Raw genomic sequence first — 15,167 nt, forward strand, 5'->3', positions numbered from 1 at the left:
GCCGGCGTGAAACGTCGTCGTGAAAACAACCGAAAACAGAGAAACGGGTCTCGGATACTGGACCGGGGGAGGAATCCCCCGTCCGGTGAGTGAGACTGTTACCCACCGAAGATGTATGAGAAACGAGGTCGGATGATGCGTACGCGTCCGCTGAAGGTGGCGCTGCTGGGCTGTGGAGTGGTCGGCTCCGAGGTGACGCGCATCATGACGACGCACGCGGACGACCTCGCGCAGCGCGTCGGAGCGCCGGTCGAGCTCGCCGGCATCGCCGTGCGCCGTCCCGACCGGGTGCGCGCCGGGGTGCCCGCCGATCTGATCACCACCGACGCCACCGCCCTCGTCAAGCGCGGCGACATCGACGTGGTCATCGAGGTCATCGGCGGTATCGAGCCCGCGCGCACCCTCATCACCACCGCCCTCGAGCACGGCGCGAGCGTCGTCTCCGCCAACAAGGCGCTGCTCGCCCAGGACGGCGCGGAGCTCCACGCCGCCGCCGAGCAGCACGGCACCGACCTCTACTACGAGGCCGCCGTCGCCGGCGCGATCCCGCTGATCCGCCCGCTGCGCGAGTCCCTCGCCGGCGACAAGGTCAACCGGGTGCTGGGCATCGTCAACGGCACCACCAACTTCATCCTCGACCGGATGGACTCCAGCGGGGCCGGCTACTCCGAGGCCCTCGACGAGGCCACCGCGCTGGGCTACGCCGAGGCCGACCCGACCGCCGACGTCGAGGGCTTCGACGCCGCCGCCAAGGCCGCGATCCTGGCCGGTATCGCCTTCCACACCCGGGTGCGCCTCGACGATGTCTATCGCGAGGGCATGACGGAGGTCACCGCCGCGGACTTCGCCTCCGCGAAGGAGATGGGCTGCACCATCAAGCTGCTGGCCATCTGCGAGCGCGCGGCCGACGGGCAGTCGGTCACCGCCCGTGTCCACCCGGCGATGATCCCGCTGAGCCACCCGCTCGCCTCCGTCCGCGAGGCCTACAACGCGGTGTTCGTCGAGGCCGAGGCGGCCGGGCAGCTGATGTTCTACGGCCCGGGCGCGGGCGGCGCGCCGACCGCCTCCGCCGTCCTCGGCGACCTCGTCGCCGTCTGCCGCAACAAGCTCGCCCAGTCCACCGGACCCGGTGAGTCCGCCTACACCCGGCTGCCGGTGAGCCCGATGGGCGACGTGGTCACCCGCTACCACATCAGCCTGGACGTGGCCGACAAACCGGGCGTGCTGGCCCAGGTGGCCACGGTCTTCGCCGAGCACGGCGTGTCCATCGACACGGTCCGCCAGCAGGGCAAGGGCGGCGAGGCCTCCCTCGTCGTCGTCACCCACCGGGCCGCCGACGCCGCGCTCTCCGCGACGGTCGGGGCGCTGCGCGGGATGGAGACGGTCCGCGGGGTCGCGAGCATCATGCGGGTCGAGGGCGAGTAAGGCGAGTAAGGGGATCAGGAAGAACATGTCTGCCAGCAACAGCCGCCCCGGCACCCACCAGTGGCGCGGCATCATCGAGGAATACCGCGACCGTCTGCCGGTCAGCGCCGGCACGCCGGTCGTCACCCTGCGCGAGGGCGGCACCCCGCTCGTCCCCGCCCAGGTGCTCTCCGAGCGCACGGGCTGCGAGGTCCACCTCAAGGTGGAGGGCGCCAACCCGACCGGTTCGTTCAAGGACCGCGGTATGACCATGGCCATCACCCGGGCGAAGGAAGAGGGAGCGCGCGCCGTCATCTGCGCCTCCACGGGCAACACCTCCGCCTCCGCCGCGGCCTACGCGGTGCGCGCCGGCATGGTCTGCGCCGTCCTCGTGCCGCAGGGCAAGATCGCGCTCGGCAAGATGGGCCAGGCGCTCGTCCACGGCGCGCGCATCCTCCAGGTCGACGGCAACTTCGACGACTGCCTGACGCTCGCCCGCGGCCTGTCCGACAACTACCCGGTGGCGCTGGTCAATTCGGTCAACCCGGTGCGCATCGAGGGCCAGAAGACGGCCGCGTTCGAGATCGTCGACGCCCTCGGCGACGCGCCCGACATCCATGTGCTGCCGGTCGGCAACGCGGGCAACATCACGGCCTACTGGCGGGGCTACCGCGAGTACGCCGCGGACGGCATCGCCGGCCGCACCCCCCGGATGTGGGGCTTCCAGGCCTCCGGTTCGGCGCCGATCGTGCGCGGCGAGCCGGTCAAGGACCCGCACACCATCGCCACCGCCATCCGCATCGGCAACCCGGCCTCCTGGGCCAACGCGGAGGCCGCGCGCGACGAGTCCGGCGGTCTCATCGACGAGGTGACCGACCGGCAGATCCTGGCCGCCTACCGGCTGTTGGCCGCGCAGGAGGGTGTCTTCGTGGAGCCCGCCTCGGCGGCGTCGGTGGCCGGTCTGCTCAAGGCCGCCGAGCTGGGGCTCGTCGACCCCGGCCAGCGCATCGTGTGCACGGTGACCGGAAACGGCCTCAAGGACCCGGACTGGGCGGTGGCGGGCGCTCCGCAGCCGCGGACGGTGCCGGTGGACGCCGGCGTCGCGGCCCGCGAGCTCGGGCTGCTCTGACCCGTCGTGACCGGGTGCCCGCTACCGGGCACCCGGTCGCAAAACCGACAGATGCACAGGTAGCAGTGCGACACGCATCGTGCGCCTCCTGTGCGCCCTATGTCGCCACTGAACCTTCCTTCGATAGGCTGTGCACACTCCGCCCCGTCGCTGACCGTGCCGTCCCCACGCGGTATCGCCGTCGCGGCCCTTGCGGATGTCGCACGCCATCAACCACGGCCACACCAAGGAGAGTCATCGAGCGATGGCCGGTCCCGCGTTCCGCGCCGCCGCCGTCCGAGTGCGCACCCCCGCCACCAGCGCAAACCTCGGTCCCGGCTTCGACGCCCTCGGCCTGTCCCTGGGGCTCTACGACGATGTCGTGGTCCGGGTGGCGGAATCCGGGCTGCACGTCGACATCGCCGGTGAGGGAGCCGACACCCTCCCGCGCGACGAGAGTCATCTCCTCGTACGGTCCCTGCGCACCACCTTCGACCTGCTCGGCGGCCAGCCGCGCGGTCTGGAGGTCGTCTGCGCCAACCGCATTCCGCACGGGCGGGGCCTCGGTTCCTCGTCCGCGGCCATCTGCGCGGGCATCGTCGCCGCCCGCGCGGTGACCATAGGCGGGGCCGAGAAGCTCGACGACGCGGCCATGCTGGAGCTGGCCACCGAGATCGAGGGCCACCCCGACAACGTCGCCGCCTGTCTGCTCGGCGGGTTCACCCTCGCCTGGATGGAGTCCGGGGTCGCCCGGGCCATTCGGATGGACCCTGCGGATTCCATCGTTCCGGTGGTCTTCGTGCCGTCGAGGCCCGTACTGACCGAAACCGCGCGCGGTCTGCTGCCGCGCAGCGTCCCCCATGTGGACGCGGCCGCCAACGCGGGGCGCGCGGCACTGCTCGTCGAGGCCCTGACCAGGCGTCCCGGGCTGCTGCTGCCGGCCACCGAGGACCGGCTCCACCAGGAATACCGCGCTCCGGCGATGCCGGAGAGCGTGGCCCTGGTCAACCGACTGCGGGCGGACGGGGTGCCCGCGGTCATCTCCGGCGCGGGGCCCACGGTGCTCGCGCTGGTCGAGGACGGTGCGGCCGACAAGGTCGCACGGCTGGCGGGCGAGGGATGGGCGGCCAATCGGCTGACCCTCGACGCCGGGGGGACGAGCGTGCTGCCGCTCGCCTGACCTGTGGAGTCCGGAAGATCCGGGCCCATGAGAAACGCGGTTGCCGGTCTTGGAGAGGGGGAATGTTTGTGGGATCCGGTAGTGTTAACCTCAAGTCTGCACTCGAAGCCACATCGGCTGGGTGCTGTGTGTCCCGATCAGGGACCGCTTTTCTTCCGGGAGCCTCCCCAACTGCCTGAGCAGCCTGCCTGAGCAGTTGCGAGCACGCTCCGGAATCGGCGTGGGCGACATGAGTGAAGCGTTATGTCGTGCCCTTCCCTCATTCATCACGCCGGCACCACCGCACTGATTCTTCCGCCGCAATCCCGGCGGACCACCGCCCCGGCCCGGTCCGAAGATCAGGACCGCAGCCGGACAGCACAACCGGTCGCCGAGCCAGACAGGCCGACGCCCGCTCCAGGGAAGGACCCCTTCGTGAGCGACACCACCGATCTGATGGGCGTGAACGCTGCCTCCGCGCCCGCCACGGACGCTCCCGCCGCCCCCAAGCGGCGCCGTTCGGGCACGGGCCTCGACGCCATGGTCCTGGCCGAGCTCCAGCAGCTCGCTTCCGGCCTCGGCATCAAGGGCACCGCGCGGATGCGCAAGGGCCAGCTGATCGAGGTCATCAAGGAGAAGCAGGCCGGCGGCGGCGCCGCGCCCGCCAAGGCCGAGGCCCCGGCCGCCGAGACCAAGCCGAAGCGCCGTACCACCTCTCGCGCCCGTACGGGCGAGGCCGCCGCGGAGAAGCCGGCCGAGAAGGCCGCGGCCGCGCCGCAGCAGATCGAGATCCCGGGCCAGCCGAGCAGCGACGAGGCCCCGGCCGGCGAGCGCCGCCGCCGGCGTGCCACCGCCGCCGCGGGCAGCCCCGAGCCGGCCGCCGCCGCCGAGGCCCGTGCCGAGACGCGGACCGACGTCCGTACCGAGGAGCGCGCCGAGGCCAAGGCCGAGGCCGCCGTCGACACCGCCGAGGGCAAGGCCGCCAAGGGCGAGCGCCAGGACCGCGCCGAGCGCGGCCAGAAGGGCGAGCGCCGTGAGCGCGCCGAGCGCGGCCAGCGCGACCGCGACCGCCGTGGCGGCCGCGACGGCGAGGCCGGGCAGAAGGGCGACCGCCAGCAGCGCGGCGACCGTGCCCCGCAGGGCGCCCCGCAGGGCGGCCCGCAGGACGAGGACGACTTCGAGGGCGGCCGTCGCGGCCGTCGTGGCCGCTACCGCGACCGTCGTGGCCGTCGTGGCCGCGAGGACTTCGCGGGCGAGCCGCAGGTCTCCGAGGACGACGTCCTGATCCCGGTCGCGGGCATCCTCGACATCCTCGACAACTACGCCTTCATCCGGACCTCCGGCTACCTGCCGGGCCCGAACGACGTCTACGTCTCCCTCGCCCAGGTCCGCAAGAACGGCCTGCGCAAGGGTGACCACGTCACCGGTGCGGTCCGGCAGCCGAAGGACGGCGAGCGGCGCGAGAAGTTCAACGCGCTCGTCCGTCTGGACTCGGTCAACGGCATGCCGCCGGAGAACGGCCGCGGCCGTCCGGAGTTCGGCAAGCTCACCCCGCTCTACCCGCAGGACCGCCTGCGGCTGGAGACGGACCCGGGCGTGCTGACGACCCGCATCATCGACCTGGTCGCCCCCATCGGCAAGGGCCAGCGCGGTCTGATCGTGGCCCCGCCGAAGACCGGTAAGACCATGATCATGCAGGCGATCGCCAACGCGATCACCACCAACAACCCCGAGTGCCACCTGATGGTCGTCCTGGTCGACGAGCGTCCGGAAGAGGTCACCGACATGCAGCGGTCGGTCAAGGGCGAGGTCATCTCCTCGACCTTCGACCGCCCGGCCGAGGACCACACCACCGTCGCGGAGCTGGCCATCGAGCGCGCCAAGCGCCTGGTGGAGCTGGGCCACGACGTGGTCGTCCTGCTGGACTCGATCACCCGTCTGGGCCGCGCCTACAACCTGGCGGCGCCGGCCTCGGGCCGCATCCTGTCCGGTGGTGTCGACTCCACGGCGCTCTACCCGCCGAAGAAGTTCTTCGGTGCCGCCCGCAACATCGAGGACGGCGGCTCGCTGACCATCCTGGCCACCGCGCTGGTCGAGACCGGCTCGCGCATGGACGAGGTGATCTTCGAGGAGTTCAAGGGCACCGGCAACATGGAGCTCAAGCTCGACCGGAAGCTCGCCGACAAGCGCATCTTCCCGGCCGTGGACGTCGACCCGTCCGGCACCCGCAAGGAGGAGATCCTCCTCAGCGGCGAGGAGCTGAACATCGTCTGGAAGCTGCGCCGGGTGCTCCACGCGCTCGACTCGCAGCAGGCCATCGAGCTGCTTCTGGACAAGATGAAGCAGACGAAATCCAACGCCGAGTTCCTGATGCAGATCGCCAAGACGACGCCGTCCACGCCGAACGGCAACGACTGATCGCGTCCCGCGGCACTCGAGGAGCCTCCCCGTCACACCTGTGACGGGGAGGCTCCCGTCGTTTTCGGCCCTCGCGTCCGGTGTGTCCCGGGGGTCTCGCGCACCCCTCGCGCACATCGTGATCTTTCTGTGATCTTTTGAGACATCCGCCACAGCGGCACCGTGTGCGAATGGCCGGATCCCATGCCCCCGCAATGACCGAAATCCCAGGTGAAAGGGGTAGAAGCGGCGGTACGGGCGGTCCGTGCGACCGATTTTTCCTCAGACCGTCCTCAGAACCCGCTGTGCAACCCTGTCGCAGACTTCCCCGTCAAGCAGCAGGGGGCACGTCAGAGAGAAGGACTGAGGAGCGCATGGCCGACGACATCAGCAGCCCGCGGGGTGGGAACCACCGCCGTCGTGGCGGCAAGGGCCGCCGGCGCAAGCCGCCCGTGCGCCGCAAACGCCGAATAGCCGCCTGGACCGCGGCCGCCGTGGTCCTGGCCGGAGGCGCCGGACTCGGCGTCGTCTACTTCAAGCTCAACGGCAACCTGCACAGCGTCGACATCAACGCGGCCCTGGGCAAGAACCGCCCCGACAACGTCGACAACGGCTCCCAGGACATCCTCGTCCTCGGCTCCGACTCCCGCGCCGGCGCCAATGGCGAGTACGGCCGGGACGAGGGCAGCTCCCGTTCCGACACGGCGATGATCGTCCATGTCTACGCGGGTCACAAGAAGGCCAGCGTCGTCTCGATCCCGCGCGACACCATGGTCGCCCGCCCCGCGTGCGTCATGCCGGACGGGAAGACCAGCCCCGCGGTGAAGCGGGCCCAGTTCAACGAGGCCTACTCCGTCGGCGGCGCGGTCTGCGCGGTCAAGACCGTCGAGGCCATGACCGACATCCGGATGGATCACTATCTGGAGGTCGACTTCGCCGGCTTCCGGAAGCTCATCGACAAGCTGGGCGGCGTGGAGGTCACCACCACCCGGGCCATCCACGACAAATCCAGCCACCTCGACCTCGCGGCCGGCACCCACACCCTGAGCGGCGAGCAGTCCCTCGGCCTGGTCCGTACCCGCAAGGGCGTGGGCGACGGCAGCGACCTCGGCCGGATCAAGCTCCAGCAGGCCTTCATCAAGGCCCTGCTCGACCAGGTGAAGTCCGGCGGCCTCTTCACCAGCCCCACCAAGCTCTACGGCATCGCGGACACCGCCACCAAGGCGCTGACCACCGACCGCGACCTGAACTCGGTGAACAAGCTCTACAGCTTCTCCACCGGCCTCAAGGGCATCGGCTCGGACGACATGCACATGGTCACGCTGCCCGTCGGCGCCGACCCCCGCGACGCCGACCGCGTGGTGCCCATCACCGAGCAGGCCGACCAGGTCTGGAAGGCCCTGCGCGCCGACGAGGAGATCCCCGCCTCCGCGCTCAAGGACGCCGCCGGCACCCGGACCGAGGCCGACGACGTGGTGAAGTAGACACGGGAATATCCCGCCCCGGCCCCCCGTTTTGGGGGATACGGCCAGTACTGGCAGACTGGTACGTCGGCCCCGGTTCACGTAAGGCAATCCCGCCCTGCGACCCGGTGCCCTCCCGAACCTAGGAGAACCCCTTGAAGCGCGACATCCACCCGGAGTACGTCGAGACGCAGGTCAGCTGCACCTGTGGCGCGTCGTTCACCACCCGTAGCACCGTCGCCGGCGGCAACATCCGCGCCGACGTGTGCTCCGAGTGCCACCCGTTCTACACGGGCAAGCAGAAGATCCTCGACACCGGTGGCCGCGTGGCGCGGTTCGAGGCCCGCTTCGGCAAGGCCGCTGCCAAGAAGTAGCGACCCGCAGGCGCCGGTCCTCGGTGGCCCAGTCACGGCTGGGCCACCGGACCGGCGCTTTGTCGTCCGGCAGGCCGCCGGCCCGCCCCGCCCCTCACGTCCAGCAGCTAGGGAATCTTGATGTTCGAGGCAGTCGAGGAACTGATCGGTGAGCACGCCGACCTCGAGAAGCGGCTCGCCGACCCCGCCGTGCACGCCGACCAGGCCAACGCACGCAAGCTCAACAAGCGCTACGCCGAGCTGACCCCGATCGTCGGCACGTACCGCTCCTGGAAGCAGACCGGCGACGACATCGAGACGGCCCGCGAGCTCGCCGCCGACGACCCGGACTTCGCCGCCGAGGTGAAGGACCTGGACAAGCAGCGCGAGGAGCTCACCGAGAAGCTGCGCCTGCTGCTCGTCCCGCGCGACCCCAGCGACGACAAGGACGTCATCCTGGAGATCAAAGCGGGCGCGGGCGGCGACGAGTCGGCCCTCTTCGCCGGCGACCTGCTGCGCATGTACCTGCGCTACGCCGAGCGCGTCGGCTGGAAGACCGAGATCATCGACTCCACCGAGTCCGAGCTGGGCGGCTACAAGGACGTCCAGGTCGCGGTGAAGACCAAGGGCGGCAACGGCGCGACCGAGCCCGGCCAGGGCGTCTGGGCCCGGCTGAAGTACGAGGGCGGCGTCCACCGCGTCCAGCGCGTGCCCGCCACCGAGTCCCAGGGCCGCATCCACACCTCCGCGGCCGGCGTGCTCGTCACGCCCGAGGCGGAGGAGGTCGACGTCGAGATCAACATGAACGACCTGCGGATCGACGTCTACCGCTCCTCGGGCCCCGGCGGCCAGTCCGTCAACACCACCGACTCGGCCGTGCGCATCACCCACCTGCCGACCGGCGTCGTCGCCTCCTGCCAGAACGAGAAGAGCCAGCTCCAGAACAAGGAGCAGGCCCTGCGCATCCTGCGTTCCCGGCTGCTGGCCGCGGCCCAGGAGAAGGCCGAGGCCGAGGCCGCCGACGCGCGCCGCAGCCAGGTGCGCACCGTCGACCGCTCCGAGAAGATCCGCACCTACAACTTCCCGGAGAACCGGATTTCGGACCACCGGGTGGGCTTCAAGGCGTACAACTTGGACCAGGTGCTCGACGGCGAGCTGGATCCCGTGATCCAGGCCTGCGTCGACGCCGACTCGGCCGCCAAGCTCGCCGCCGCGAGCTGAGCCGGGCCCGACGGGTCCGCGAGTGCGATAGACAGGGCGCAAGACCGGGTGCCGACGAGACGAGCCCGCCCGGCGGGCGCGGAGCGCCGCAGCGCCGACGCGAGAGGAAGAACGTGAACCTGCTGCTAGCGGAGGTGGCACAAGCCACTCAGCGGCTGGCCGACGCCGGCGTACCGTCCCCGCGCTTCGACGCGGAGGAGCTCGCCGCCTTCGTCCACGGTGTCAAGCGCGGCGAGCTGCACAACGTCAAGGACGCCGACTTCGACGCCCGCTACTGGGAGGCCGTCGCGCGCCGCGAGGCGCGCGAGCCGCTCCAGCACATCACCGGCCGTGCCTTCTTCCGCTACCTCGAGCTCCAGGTGGGCCCGGGTGTCTTCGTGCCCCGGCCGGAGACCGAGTCGGTCGTCGGCTGGGCCATAGACGCCGTACGGGCCATGGACGTCGTCGAGCCCCTCATCGTCGACCTGTGCACGGGTTCCGGCGCCATCGCGCTGGCCCTCGCCCAGGAGGTGCCGCGCTCGCGCGTCCACGCCGTCGAGCTCGACGACACCGCGCTCGGCTGGGCCCGCAAGAACATCGAGGGCTCCCGCGTCCAGCTGCACCACGGCAACGCGCTCACCGCCCTCCCGGAGCTCGACGGCCAGGTCGACCTGGTCATCTCCAACCCGCCGTACATCCCGCTCACCGAGTGGGAGCACGTCGCCCCCGAGGCCCGCGACCACGACCCGGAGCTCGCGCTGTTCTCCGGCGAGGACGGCCTCGACACCATCCGCGGCCTGGAGCGCACCGCGCACCGCCTGCTGCGCCCCGGCGGCGTCGTCGTCATCGAGCACGCCGACACCCAGGGCGGCCAGGTGCCGTGGATCTTCACCGAGGAGCGGGGCTGGGCCGACGCGGCCGACCACCCGGACCTCAACAACCGGCCGCGCTTCGCGACCGCCCGCAAGGCGCTGCCATGACGGCCCCGGCGAACGGGACCGCCGCACGACACCACACACCGACCCAGGAGGCGCGTTACATGGCACGGCGATACGACTGCAGCGACGCGACCGACCGCAAGACCGGTCTGCGCGAAGCCGCCGCCGCGGTGCGCCGCGGCGAGCTGGTCGTGCTGCCCACCGACACCGTCTACGGCATCGGTGCGGACGCCTTCAGCCGCGAGGCCGTCGGCGACCTCCTGCAGGCCAAGGGCCGCGGCCGGGGCATGCCCTCGCCCGTCCTCGTCGGCTCCCCGAACACCCTCCACGGCCTGGTCACGGACTTCTCCGAGCAGGCCTGGGAGCTCGTCGACGCCTTCTGGCCCGGCGCCCTCACCCTCGTCGCCAAGCACCAGCCGTCGCTGACCTGGGACCTGGGCGAGACCCGCGGCACCGTCGCGGTCCGCATGCCCCTCCACCCGGTCGCGATCGAGCTGCTCACCGAGTTCGGCCCCATGGCCGTCTCCAGCGCCAACCTCACCGGCCACCCGGCCCCGCAGACCTGCGACGCCGCCCAGGAGATGCTCGGCGACTCGGTCTCCGTCTACCTCGACGGCGGGGCCACCCCGGCCGACGTGCCCTCCTCGATCGTGGACGTCACCGGCAAGGTGCCCGTCCTGCTGCGCGCCGGCGCCATCAGCGCCGAGCAGCTGCGCGAGGTGGTACCCGACCTCGAGGTGGCCAATTGATCGCCCCGCAGGGGCGTGGCATAGCGGGACCGGACACCACCACCGACTCTTTCCGCATCCTCCACGTCAGCACCGGCAACGTCTGCCGCTCGCCGATCACCGAGCGGCTGACCCGGCATGCCCTCGCCCACCGCCTCGGGGACCCCGCGGCGGGCGGCCTGGTGGTGGAGAGCGCCGGCACCTGGGGCCACGAGGGCGCCCCCATGGAGGCCCACGCCGCCACCGTCCTGGCCGACTTCGGCGCCGACGCGCTCGGCTTCACCGGCCGCGAGCTGCTGGACGAGCACGTCATCCGCGCCGACCTGGTCCTGACCGCCACCCGCGACCACCGCGCCCAGGTCATCTCCATGGGCCACTCGGCGGGCCTGCGCACCTTCACGCTGAAGGAGTTCACCCGGCTGGTGCGGGCCATAGACCCCGCGACGCTGCCGGACCCCGAGCGGGCCGGCGGCGTGGTCGAGCGCGCCCGCGCCCTGGTGCAGGCCGCGGCCGCGCTGCGCGGCTGGCTGCTGGCGCCCAACGCGGAGGCCGACGAGGTCCACGACCCCTACGGCGCCCCCATCACCTTCTTCCGCTCCATCGGCGACGAGATCAACCAGGCGCTCGACCCGGTCGTCACCGCGCTCACGGGAGTCCCGGCCCGCTTCTGAGAGCCCCCCGCGGCGGTCCCCTGCGGCCGTGCCGCGCCGGGCCTACAGTGGGTGCTGAGACCATCGCGCCGCACAGCCCGGAGCCAGCGATGCCCGTCACCCACACCCCCGCCAGGAGTGCCGGCCTCCCCGGCGCAGCGCCGAGCGGGGAGCAGCGTCCCGCCCAGGAGCGGGCCCCCGCCTGGGGGCACGGCTTCGAGACGCTGCGGCGCCAGGACCCCGAGGTCGCCGGGCTGCTGCTCGCCGAGGCCGAGCGCCAGGCCACCGGCCTCCAGCTCTCCGCCGCCGAGAACTTCGCCTCGCCCGCCGTCCTCGCCGCCCTCGGTTCGCCGCTCACCAACAAGTACGCCGAGGGCTATCCCGGCGCCCGCCACCACGGCGGCTGCGAGCTGGTCGACCTCGTCGAACGCACCGCCGCCGAGCGCGCCAGGGCCCTCTTCGGCGCCGAGCACGCCAACGTCCAGCCGCACTCCGGCACCGCCGCCGTGCTGGCCGCCTACGCCGCCCTGCTCCAGCCCGGCGACACGGTGCTGGCGCTGTCCCTGCGGCACGGCGGCCACCTCACCCACGGCTCCCCGGCCAACCTCTCCGGCCGCTGGTTCGACTTCGTGGGCTACGGGCTGGACGAGGACACCGGCCTCGTCGACTACGCGGAGCTGCGCGCCCTGGCCAGGGACCGGATGCCGCGCGCCATCGTCTGCGGCTCGATCTCGTACCCCCGGCACCCCGACTACGCCGCCTTCCGCGAGATCGCCGACGAGGTGGGCGCGTATCTGGTGGTGGACGCGGCGCACCCGATCGGTCTGGTGGCCGGGGGAGCGGCGCCCAGCCCCGTCCCGTACGCCGACGTCGTCTGCGCCACCACCCACAAGGTGCTGCGGGGGCCGCGCGGCGGGCTGATCCTGTGCGGGGCCCGGCTGGCGGAGCGGATCGACCGGGCGCTCTTCCCGTTCACCCAGGGCGGGGCGCAGATGCACACCGTCGCGGCGAAGGCCGTCGCCTTCGGGGAGGCCGCCACGCCCGCCTTCACGACGTACGCCCACCAGGTGGTCGCCAACGCCCGGGTGCTCGCCGCCGCGCTGGCCGCCGAGGGCCTGCTGGTGGCCACGGGAGGCACCGACACCCACATCATCACCGCCGACCCGGCCCCGCTCGCCCTGGACGGCTCCACGGCCCGCAGGCGGCTCGCCGCGGCCGGCCTCGTCCTGGACACCTGCGGCCTGGCCCGGCCCGGCGCCCGGGGCCTGCGGATGGGCACGGCGGCCGTCACCACGCAGGGCATGGGCGAGGCCGAGATGGCGCGCGTGGCGGCGCTGACGGGGGCCGCGCTGCGCGGCGAGGGGCGGGAGGGCGAGCTGCGCGGCGAGGCGACGGAGCTGGCCGGCGGGTTCCCCCCGTATCGCTCCCACATGTGATCATTTGCAACCGCGGGGCGGCAGCGCACGTCTTCCCGTGCATTCACGGTTCCGGGGCGGACGCGAATATGGTGTGAGGCTGTGATGTCCGGCGCGAACCCTGGGGCAGCCCGTGCGTGAATACCTGCTGACGTTGTGCGTCACCGCGGCGGTCACCTATCTGCTGACGGGCCCGGTGCGGAAGTTCGCGATCCTGGCGGGTGCCATGCCGGAGATCCGCGCGCGCGACGTGCACCGGGAACCCACGCCCCGGCTCGGCGGCATCGCGATGTTCGGCGGGTTGTGCGCGGGCCTGCTGGTGGCGGCGCACCTGTCCAATCTCAAGCACGTCTTCGAGCTGTCCAACGAGCCGCGGGCGCTGCTCTCGGGCGCCGGCCTGATCTGGCTGCTGGGCGTGCTGGACGACAAGTGGGGCGTCGACGCGCTGGTGAAGCTCGGCGGGCAGATGATCGCCGCCGGCGTGATGGTCCTCCAAGGCCTGACGATCCTCTTCATCCCGGTCCCGGGCGTGGGTACGGTCTCGCTCACCCCGATGCAGGGCACGCTGCTGACCGTGGCGCTGGTGGTGATCACCATCAACGCGGTGAACTTCGTCGACGGCCTCGACGGCCTGGCCGCGGGCATGGTGTGCATCGCGGCGGCCGCGTTCTTCATGTACGCCTACCGGATGTGGTTCGGCCACGGGCTGGAGGCGGCCGCGCCCGCGACCCTGTTCGCCGCGGTCCTGATGGGCATGTGCCTGGGCTTCCTGCCGCACAACATGCACCCGGCGCGGATCTTCATGGGCGACTCCGGCTCGATGCTCATCGGGCTGGTGCTGGCGGCCGGAGCGATCTCCATCACCGGCCAGGTCGACCCGGACGCGCTCAAGCTGTGGGCGGGTTCCGAGCGGGCCGCGGTGCACGCCACGGTGCCGGTCTACATCCCGCTGCTGCTGCCGCTGACGGTGATCGCGGTGCCGGTGGCGGACCTGCTGCTGGCCATCGTGCGGCGCACCTGGAAGGGGCAGTCGCCCTTCGCGGCGGACCGCGGTCACCTCCACCACCGGCTGCTGGAGATCGGGCACTCGCACAGCCGGGCCGTGCTGATCATGTACTTCTGGTCGGCCCTCATCGCCTTCGGCGCGGTGGCCTATTCCGTGAACTCCGCCAGTGTCTGGATCCTGCTGCTCGTCGTCGTGCTGAGCGCGGTCGGACTGGTGCTGCTGCTGATGCCGCGCTTCACGCCGCGGGCCCCGCGGTGGGCGGAGCGGTTCGTTCCGCCGCGCTACCGCCGCCGGGCCGTGCCGGCCGCGACGGGGGAGCAGCCCGCCGGAGCCACCGCGTCCGCCGAGGTCGCGGGGGAGCGGGAGGAGCGCGAGCCGGTGCCGGCGGGCCTCCACGGCGCGACGGCCGTCGGCGACCGTTCGCGCTTCGCGCACACCCGCAAGGTCTCCTGACGCAAGGTCTCCGACCGGTCACGATCGCGGCCTCGGGAGCGCCTCCGCATAGCAGAGAAGAAGTGCTCCGTCAGCCCCATGACCAGGGCATTGACCCCTGCGTGTGACGTGCGGCACACGATGTAGGTAAAGACCTCATCAAATAGTTTGTGATACCGTTCACGAAACCCGAGTGATAGAGCCGAAGGACCGTGGTGCGGCGGTCCTTCGTGGCGAGCCGCGCCTCATTCCCGGGGATACGCTCGTCCACGACGAATCGTTGCTTCCGACTTCGCCGGAGAAACCCTTCATGCAGTCCAACGACGCCCGAACACTTCTGCAGTGCGCCGTCCCGACCGCCGTCGCCGGCATGGTCGCCGTCGTCACCGCCTCGGTGCTCGCCGGTGGCAAGGGGGGAATCGGTGCCGCCGTCGGCACCGCCGTGGGCGGCGGGATCATGGCCATGGGCCTGTTCGTCCTGCAACGGACCGCCAAGTCGTTCCCGCACCTGTTCCAGGCCATGGGCCTGGTGCTCTATGTGACCCAGTTCCTGATCTCCGCGGTCGTTCTCGCGGTCTTCCGGGACACGTCGCTCTTCAATACCCGTGCCTTCGCCTTCGCCCTCCTGGCCGCCGTCCTCGTGTGGACCGCCGCCCAGACGCGGGCGTATCTGAAGGCCAAGATCTTTTATGTGGATCCGGATTCCGCCGACGCGAAGAAGACCGCGCCCGCCGGGTCCACGTCGTGACAGGTAGGCCCGGGATAAGCGCTCGCATGCTCACCTGCTATCGTCCGGTGCCATCTGAGGCACAGTGGGCGCAGGCGGCTGAACTCCCGAGAATCCCGGGACGCGATCGGCGGTCCATGCAGCTGATGCCAGTTACGCCGATCGGTTACGCGCCGATCACCTGCCC

The 15,167-nt window shown here is 71.6% G+C and carries 13 protein-coding genes; all 13 read left to right on the forward strand.

What is annotated here, in order from left to right; translation table 11 throughout:
• The first annotated feature begins 132 nt into the window (after positions 1–132).
• The 13 genes from AC07BS_RS16165 (at position 133) to AC07BS_RS16225 (ending at position 15,001) form a co-directional block, all read left to right on the forward strand.
• Positions 133–1,425, forward strand: a complete 1,293-nt coding sequence (locus AC07BS_RS16165; protein WP_478932683.1) for a homoserine dehydrogenase — start codon at positions 133–135, stop codon at positions 1,423–1,425.
• A 25-nt stretch (positions 1,426–1,450) separates the two neighbouring features.
• Entirely contained in the window at positions 1,451–2,533 is a 1,083-nt protein-coding gene (thrC, locus tag AC07BS_RS16170; RefSeq protein ID WP_478932685.1) for a threonine synthase, read from the forward strand.
• Between the two features lie 244 nt (positions 2,534–2,777).
• Positions 2,778–3,692, forward strand: coding sequence for a homoserine kinase (thrB, locus tag AC07BS_RS16175; protein ID WP_478642483.1), 915 nt, complete (start codon positions 2,778–2,780; stop codon positions 3,690–3,692).
• 414 nt (positions 3,693–4,106) lie between these two features.
• Positions 4,107–6,089 carry a transcription termination factor Rho gene (gene rho, locus AC07BS_RS16180; protein ID WP_478642481.1) on the forward strand — a complete coding sequence of 661 codons (1,983 nt, stop codon included), beginning with the start codon at positions 4,107–4,109 and terminating at the stop codon, positions 6,087–6,089.
• A gap of 353 nt (positions 6,090–6,442) precedes the next feature.
• Positions 6,443–7,552, forward strand: a complete 1,110-nt coding sequence (locus AC07BS_RS16185) for an LCP family protein (protein ID WP_478932687.1) — start codon at positions 6,443–6,445, stop codon at positions 7,550–7,552.
• 134 nt (positions 7,553–7,686) lie between these two features.
• Positions 7,687–7,905: a 50S ribosomal protein L31 gene (gene rpmE / locus AC07BS_RS16190; protein WP_478642477.1), complete on the forward strand. Its 219-nt coding sequence runs from the start codon at positions 7,687–7,689 to the stop codon at positions 7,903–7,905.
• 120 nt (positions 7,906–8,025) lie between these two features.
• Positions 8,026–9,105 carry a peptide chain release factor 1 gene (prfA, locus tag AC07BS_RS16195; RefSeq protein ID WP_478642475.1) on the forward strand — a complete coding sequence of 360 codons (1,080 nt, stop codon included), beginning with the start codon at positions 8,026–8,028 and terminating at the stop codon, positions 9,103–9,105.
• 113 nt (positions 9,106–9,218) lie between these two features.
• The gene (gene prmC, locus AC07BS_RS16200) at positions 9,219–10,064 is read left to right on the forward strand and encodes a peptide chain release factor N(5)-glutamine methyltransferase (RefSeq protein WP_478642473.1); all 846 of its coding nucleotides are present in this window, start codon (positions 9,219–9,221) and stop codon (positions 10,062–10,064) included.
• 59 nt (positions 10,065–10,123) lie between these two features.
• Positions 10,124–10,771, forward strand: a complete 648-nt coding sequence (locus AC07BS_RS16205) for an L-threonylcarbamoyladenylate synthase (RefSeq protein WP_478642470.1) — start codon at positions 10,124–10,126, stop codon at positions 10,769–10,771.
• The gene (locus AC07BS_RS16210; protein WP_478642467.1) at positions 10,768–11,421 is read left to right on the forward strand and encodes an arsenate reductase/protein-tyrosine-phosphatase family protein; all 654 of its coding nucleotides are present in this window, start codon (positions 10,768–10,770) and stop codon (positions 11,419–11,421) included. The genes AC07BS_RS16205 and AC07BS_RS16210 overlap by 4 nt, the downstream gene beginning before the upstream one ends.
• A gap of 89 nt (positions 11,422–11,510) precedes the next feature.
• A complete protein-coding gene (locus AC07BS_RS16215; RefSeq protein ID WP_478932691.1) occupies positions 11,511–12,836 on the forward strand; it encodes a serine hydroxymethyltransferase in 1,326 nt (441 codons plus the stop codon).
• 100 nt (positions 12,837–12,936) lie between these two features.
• A complete protein-coding gene (locus AC07BS_RS16220; protein WP_478643187.1) occupies positions 12,937–14,274 on the forward strand; it encodes an MraY family glycosyltransferase in 1,338 nt (445 codons plus the stop codon).
• A gap of 289 nt (positions 14,275–14,563) precedes the next feature.
• A complete protein-coding gene (locus tag AC07BS_RS16225) occupies positions 14,564–15,001 on the forward strand; it encodes a hypothetical protein (RefSeq protein WP_478642463.1) in 438 nt (145 codons plus the stop codon).
• The last annotated feature ends 166 nt before the right edge of the window (positions 15,002–15,167 follow it).

This window comes from Streptomyces sp. NPDC044063 (genome assembly GCF_056434285.1).

Bases quoted from the DNA above. Each gene is read 5' to 3' on its own strand.
- AC07BS_RS16165 (WP_478932683.1), top strand. From the start codon at position 133: ATGATGCGTACGCGTCCGCTGAAGGTGGCGCTGCTGGGCTGTGGAGTG.
- thrC (WP_478932685.1), top strand. From the start codon at position 1,451: ATGTCTGCCAGCAACAGCCGCCCCGGCACCCACCAGTGGCGCGGCATC.
- thrB (WP_478642483.1), top strand. From the start codon at position 2,778: ATGGCCGGTCCCGCGTTCCGCGCCGCCGCCGTCCGAGTGCGCACCCCC.
- AC07BS_RS16185 (WP_478932687.1), top strand. From the start codon at position 6,443: ATGGCCGACGACATCAGCAGCCCGCGGGGTGGGAACCACCGCCGTCGT.
- prfA (WP_478642475.1), top strand. From the start codon at position 8,026: ATGTTCGAGGCAGTCGAGGAACTGATCGGTGAGCACGCCGACCTCGAG.
- AC07BS_RS16205 (WP_478642470.1), top strand. From the start codon at position 10,124: ATGGCACGGCGATACGACTGCAGCGACGCGACCGACCGCAAGACCGGT.
- AC07BS_RS16215 (WP_478932691.1), top strand. From the start codon at position 11,511: ATGCCCGTCACCCACACCCCCGCCAGGAGTGCCGGCCTCCCCGGCGCA.
- AC07BS_RS16225 (WP_478642463.1), top strand. From the start codon at position 14,564: ATGCAGTCCAACGACGCCCGAACACTTCTGCAGTGCGCCGTCCCGACC.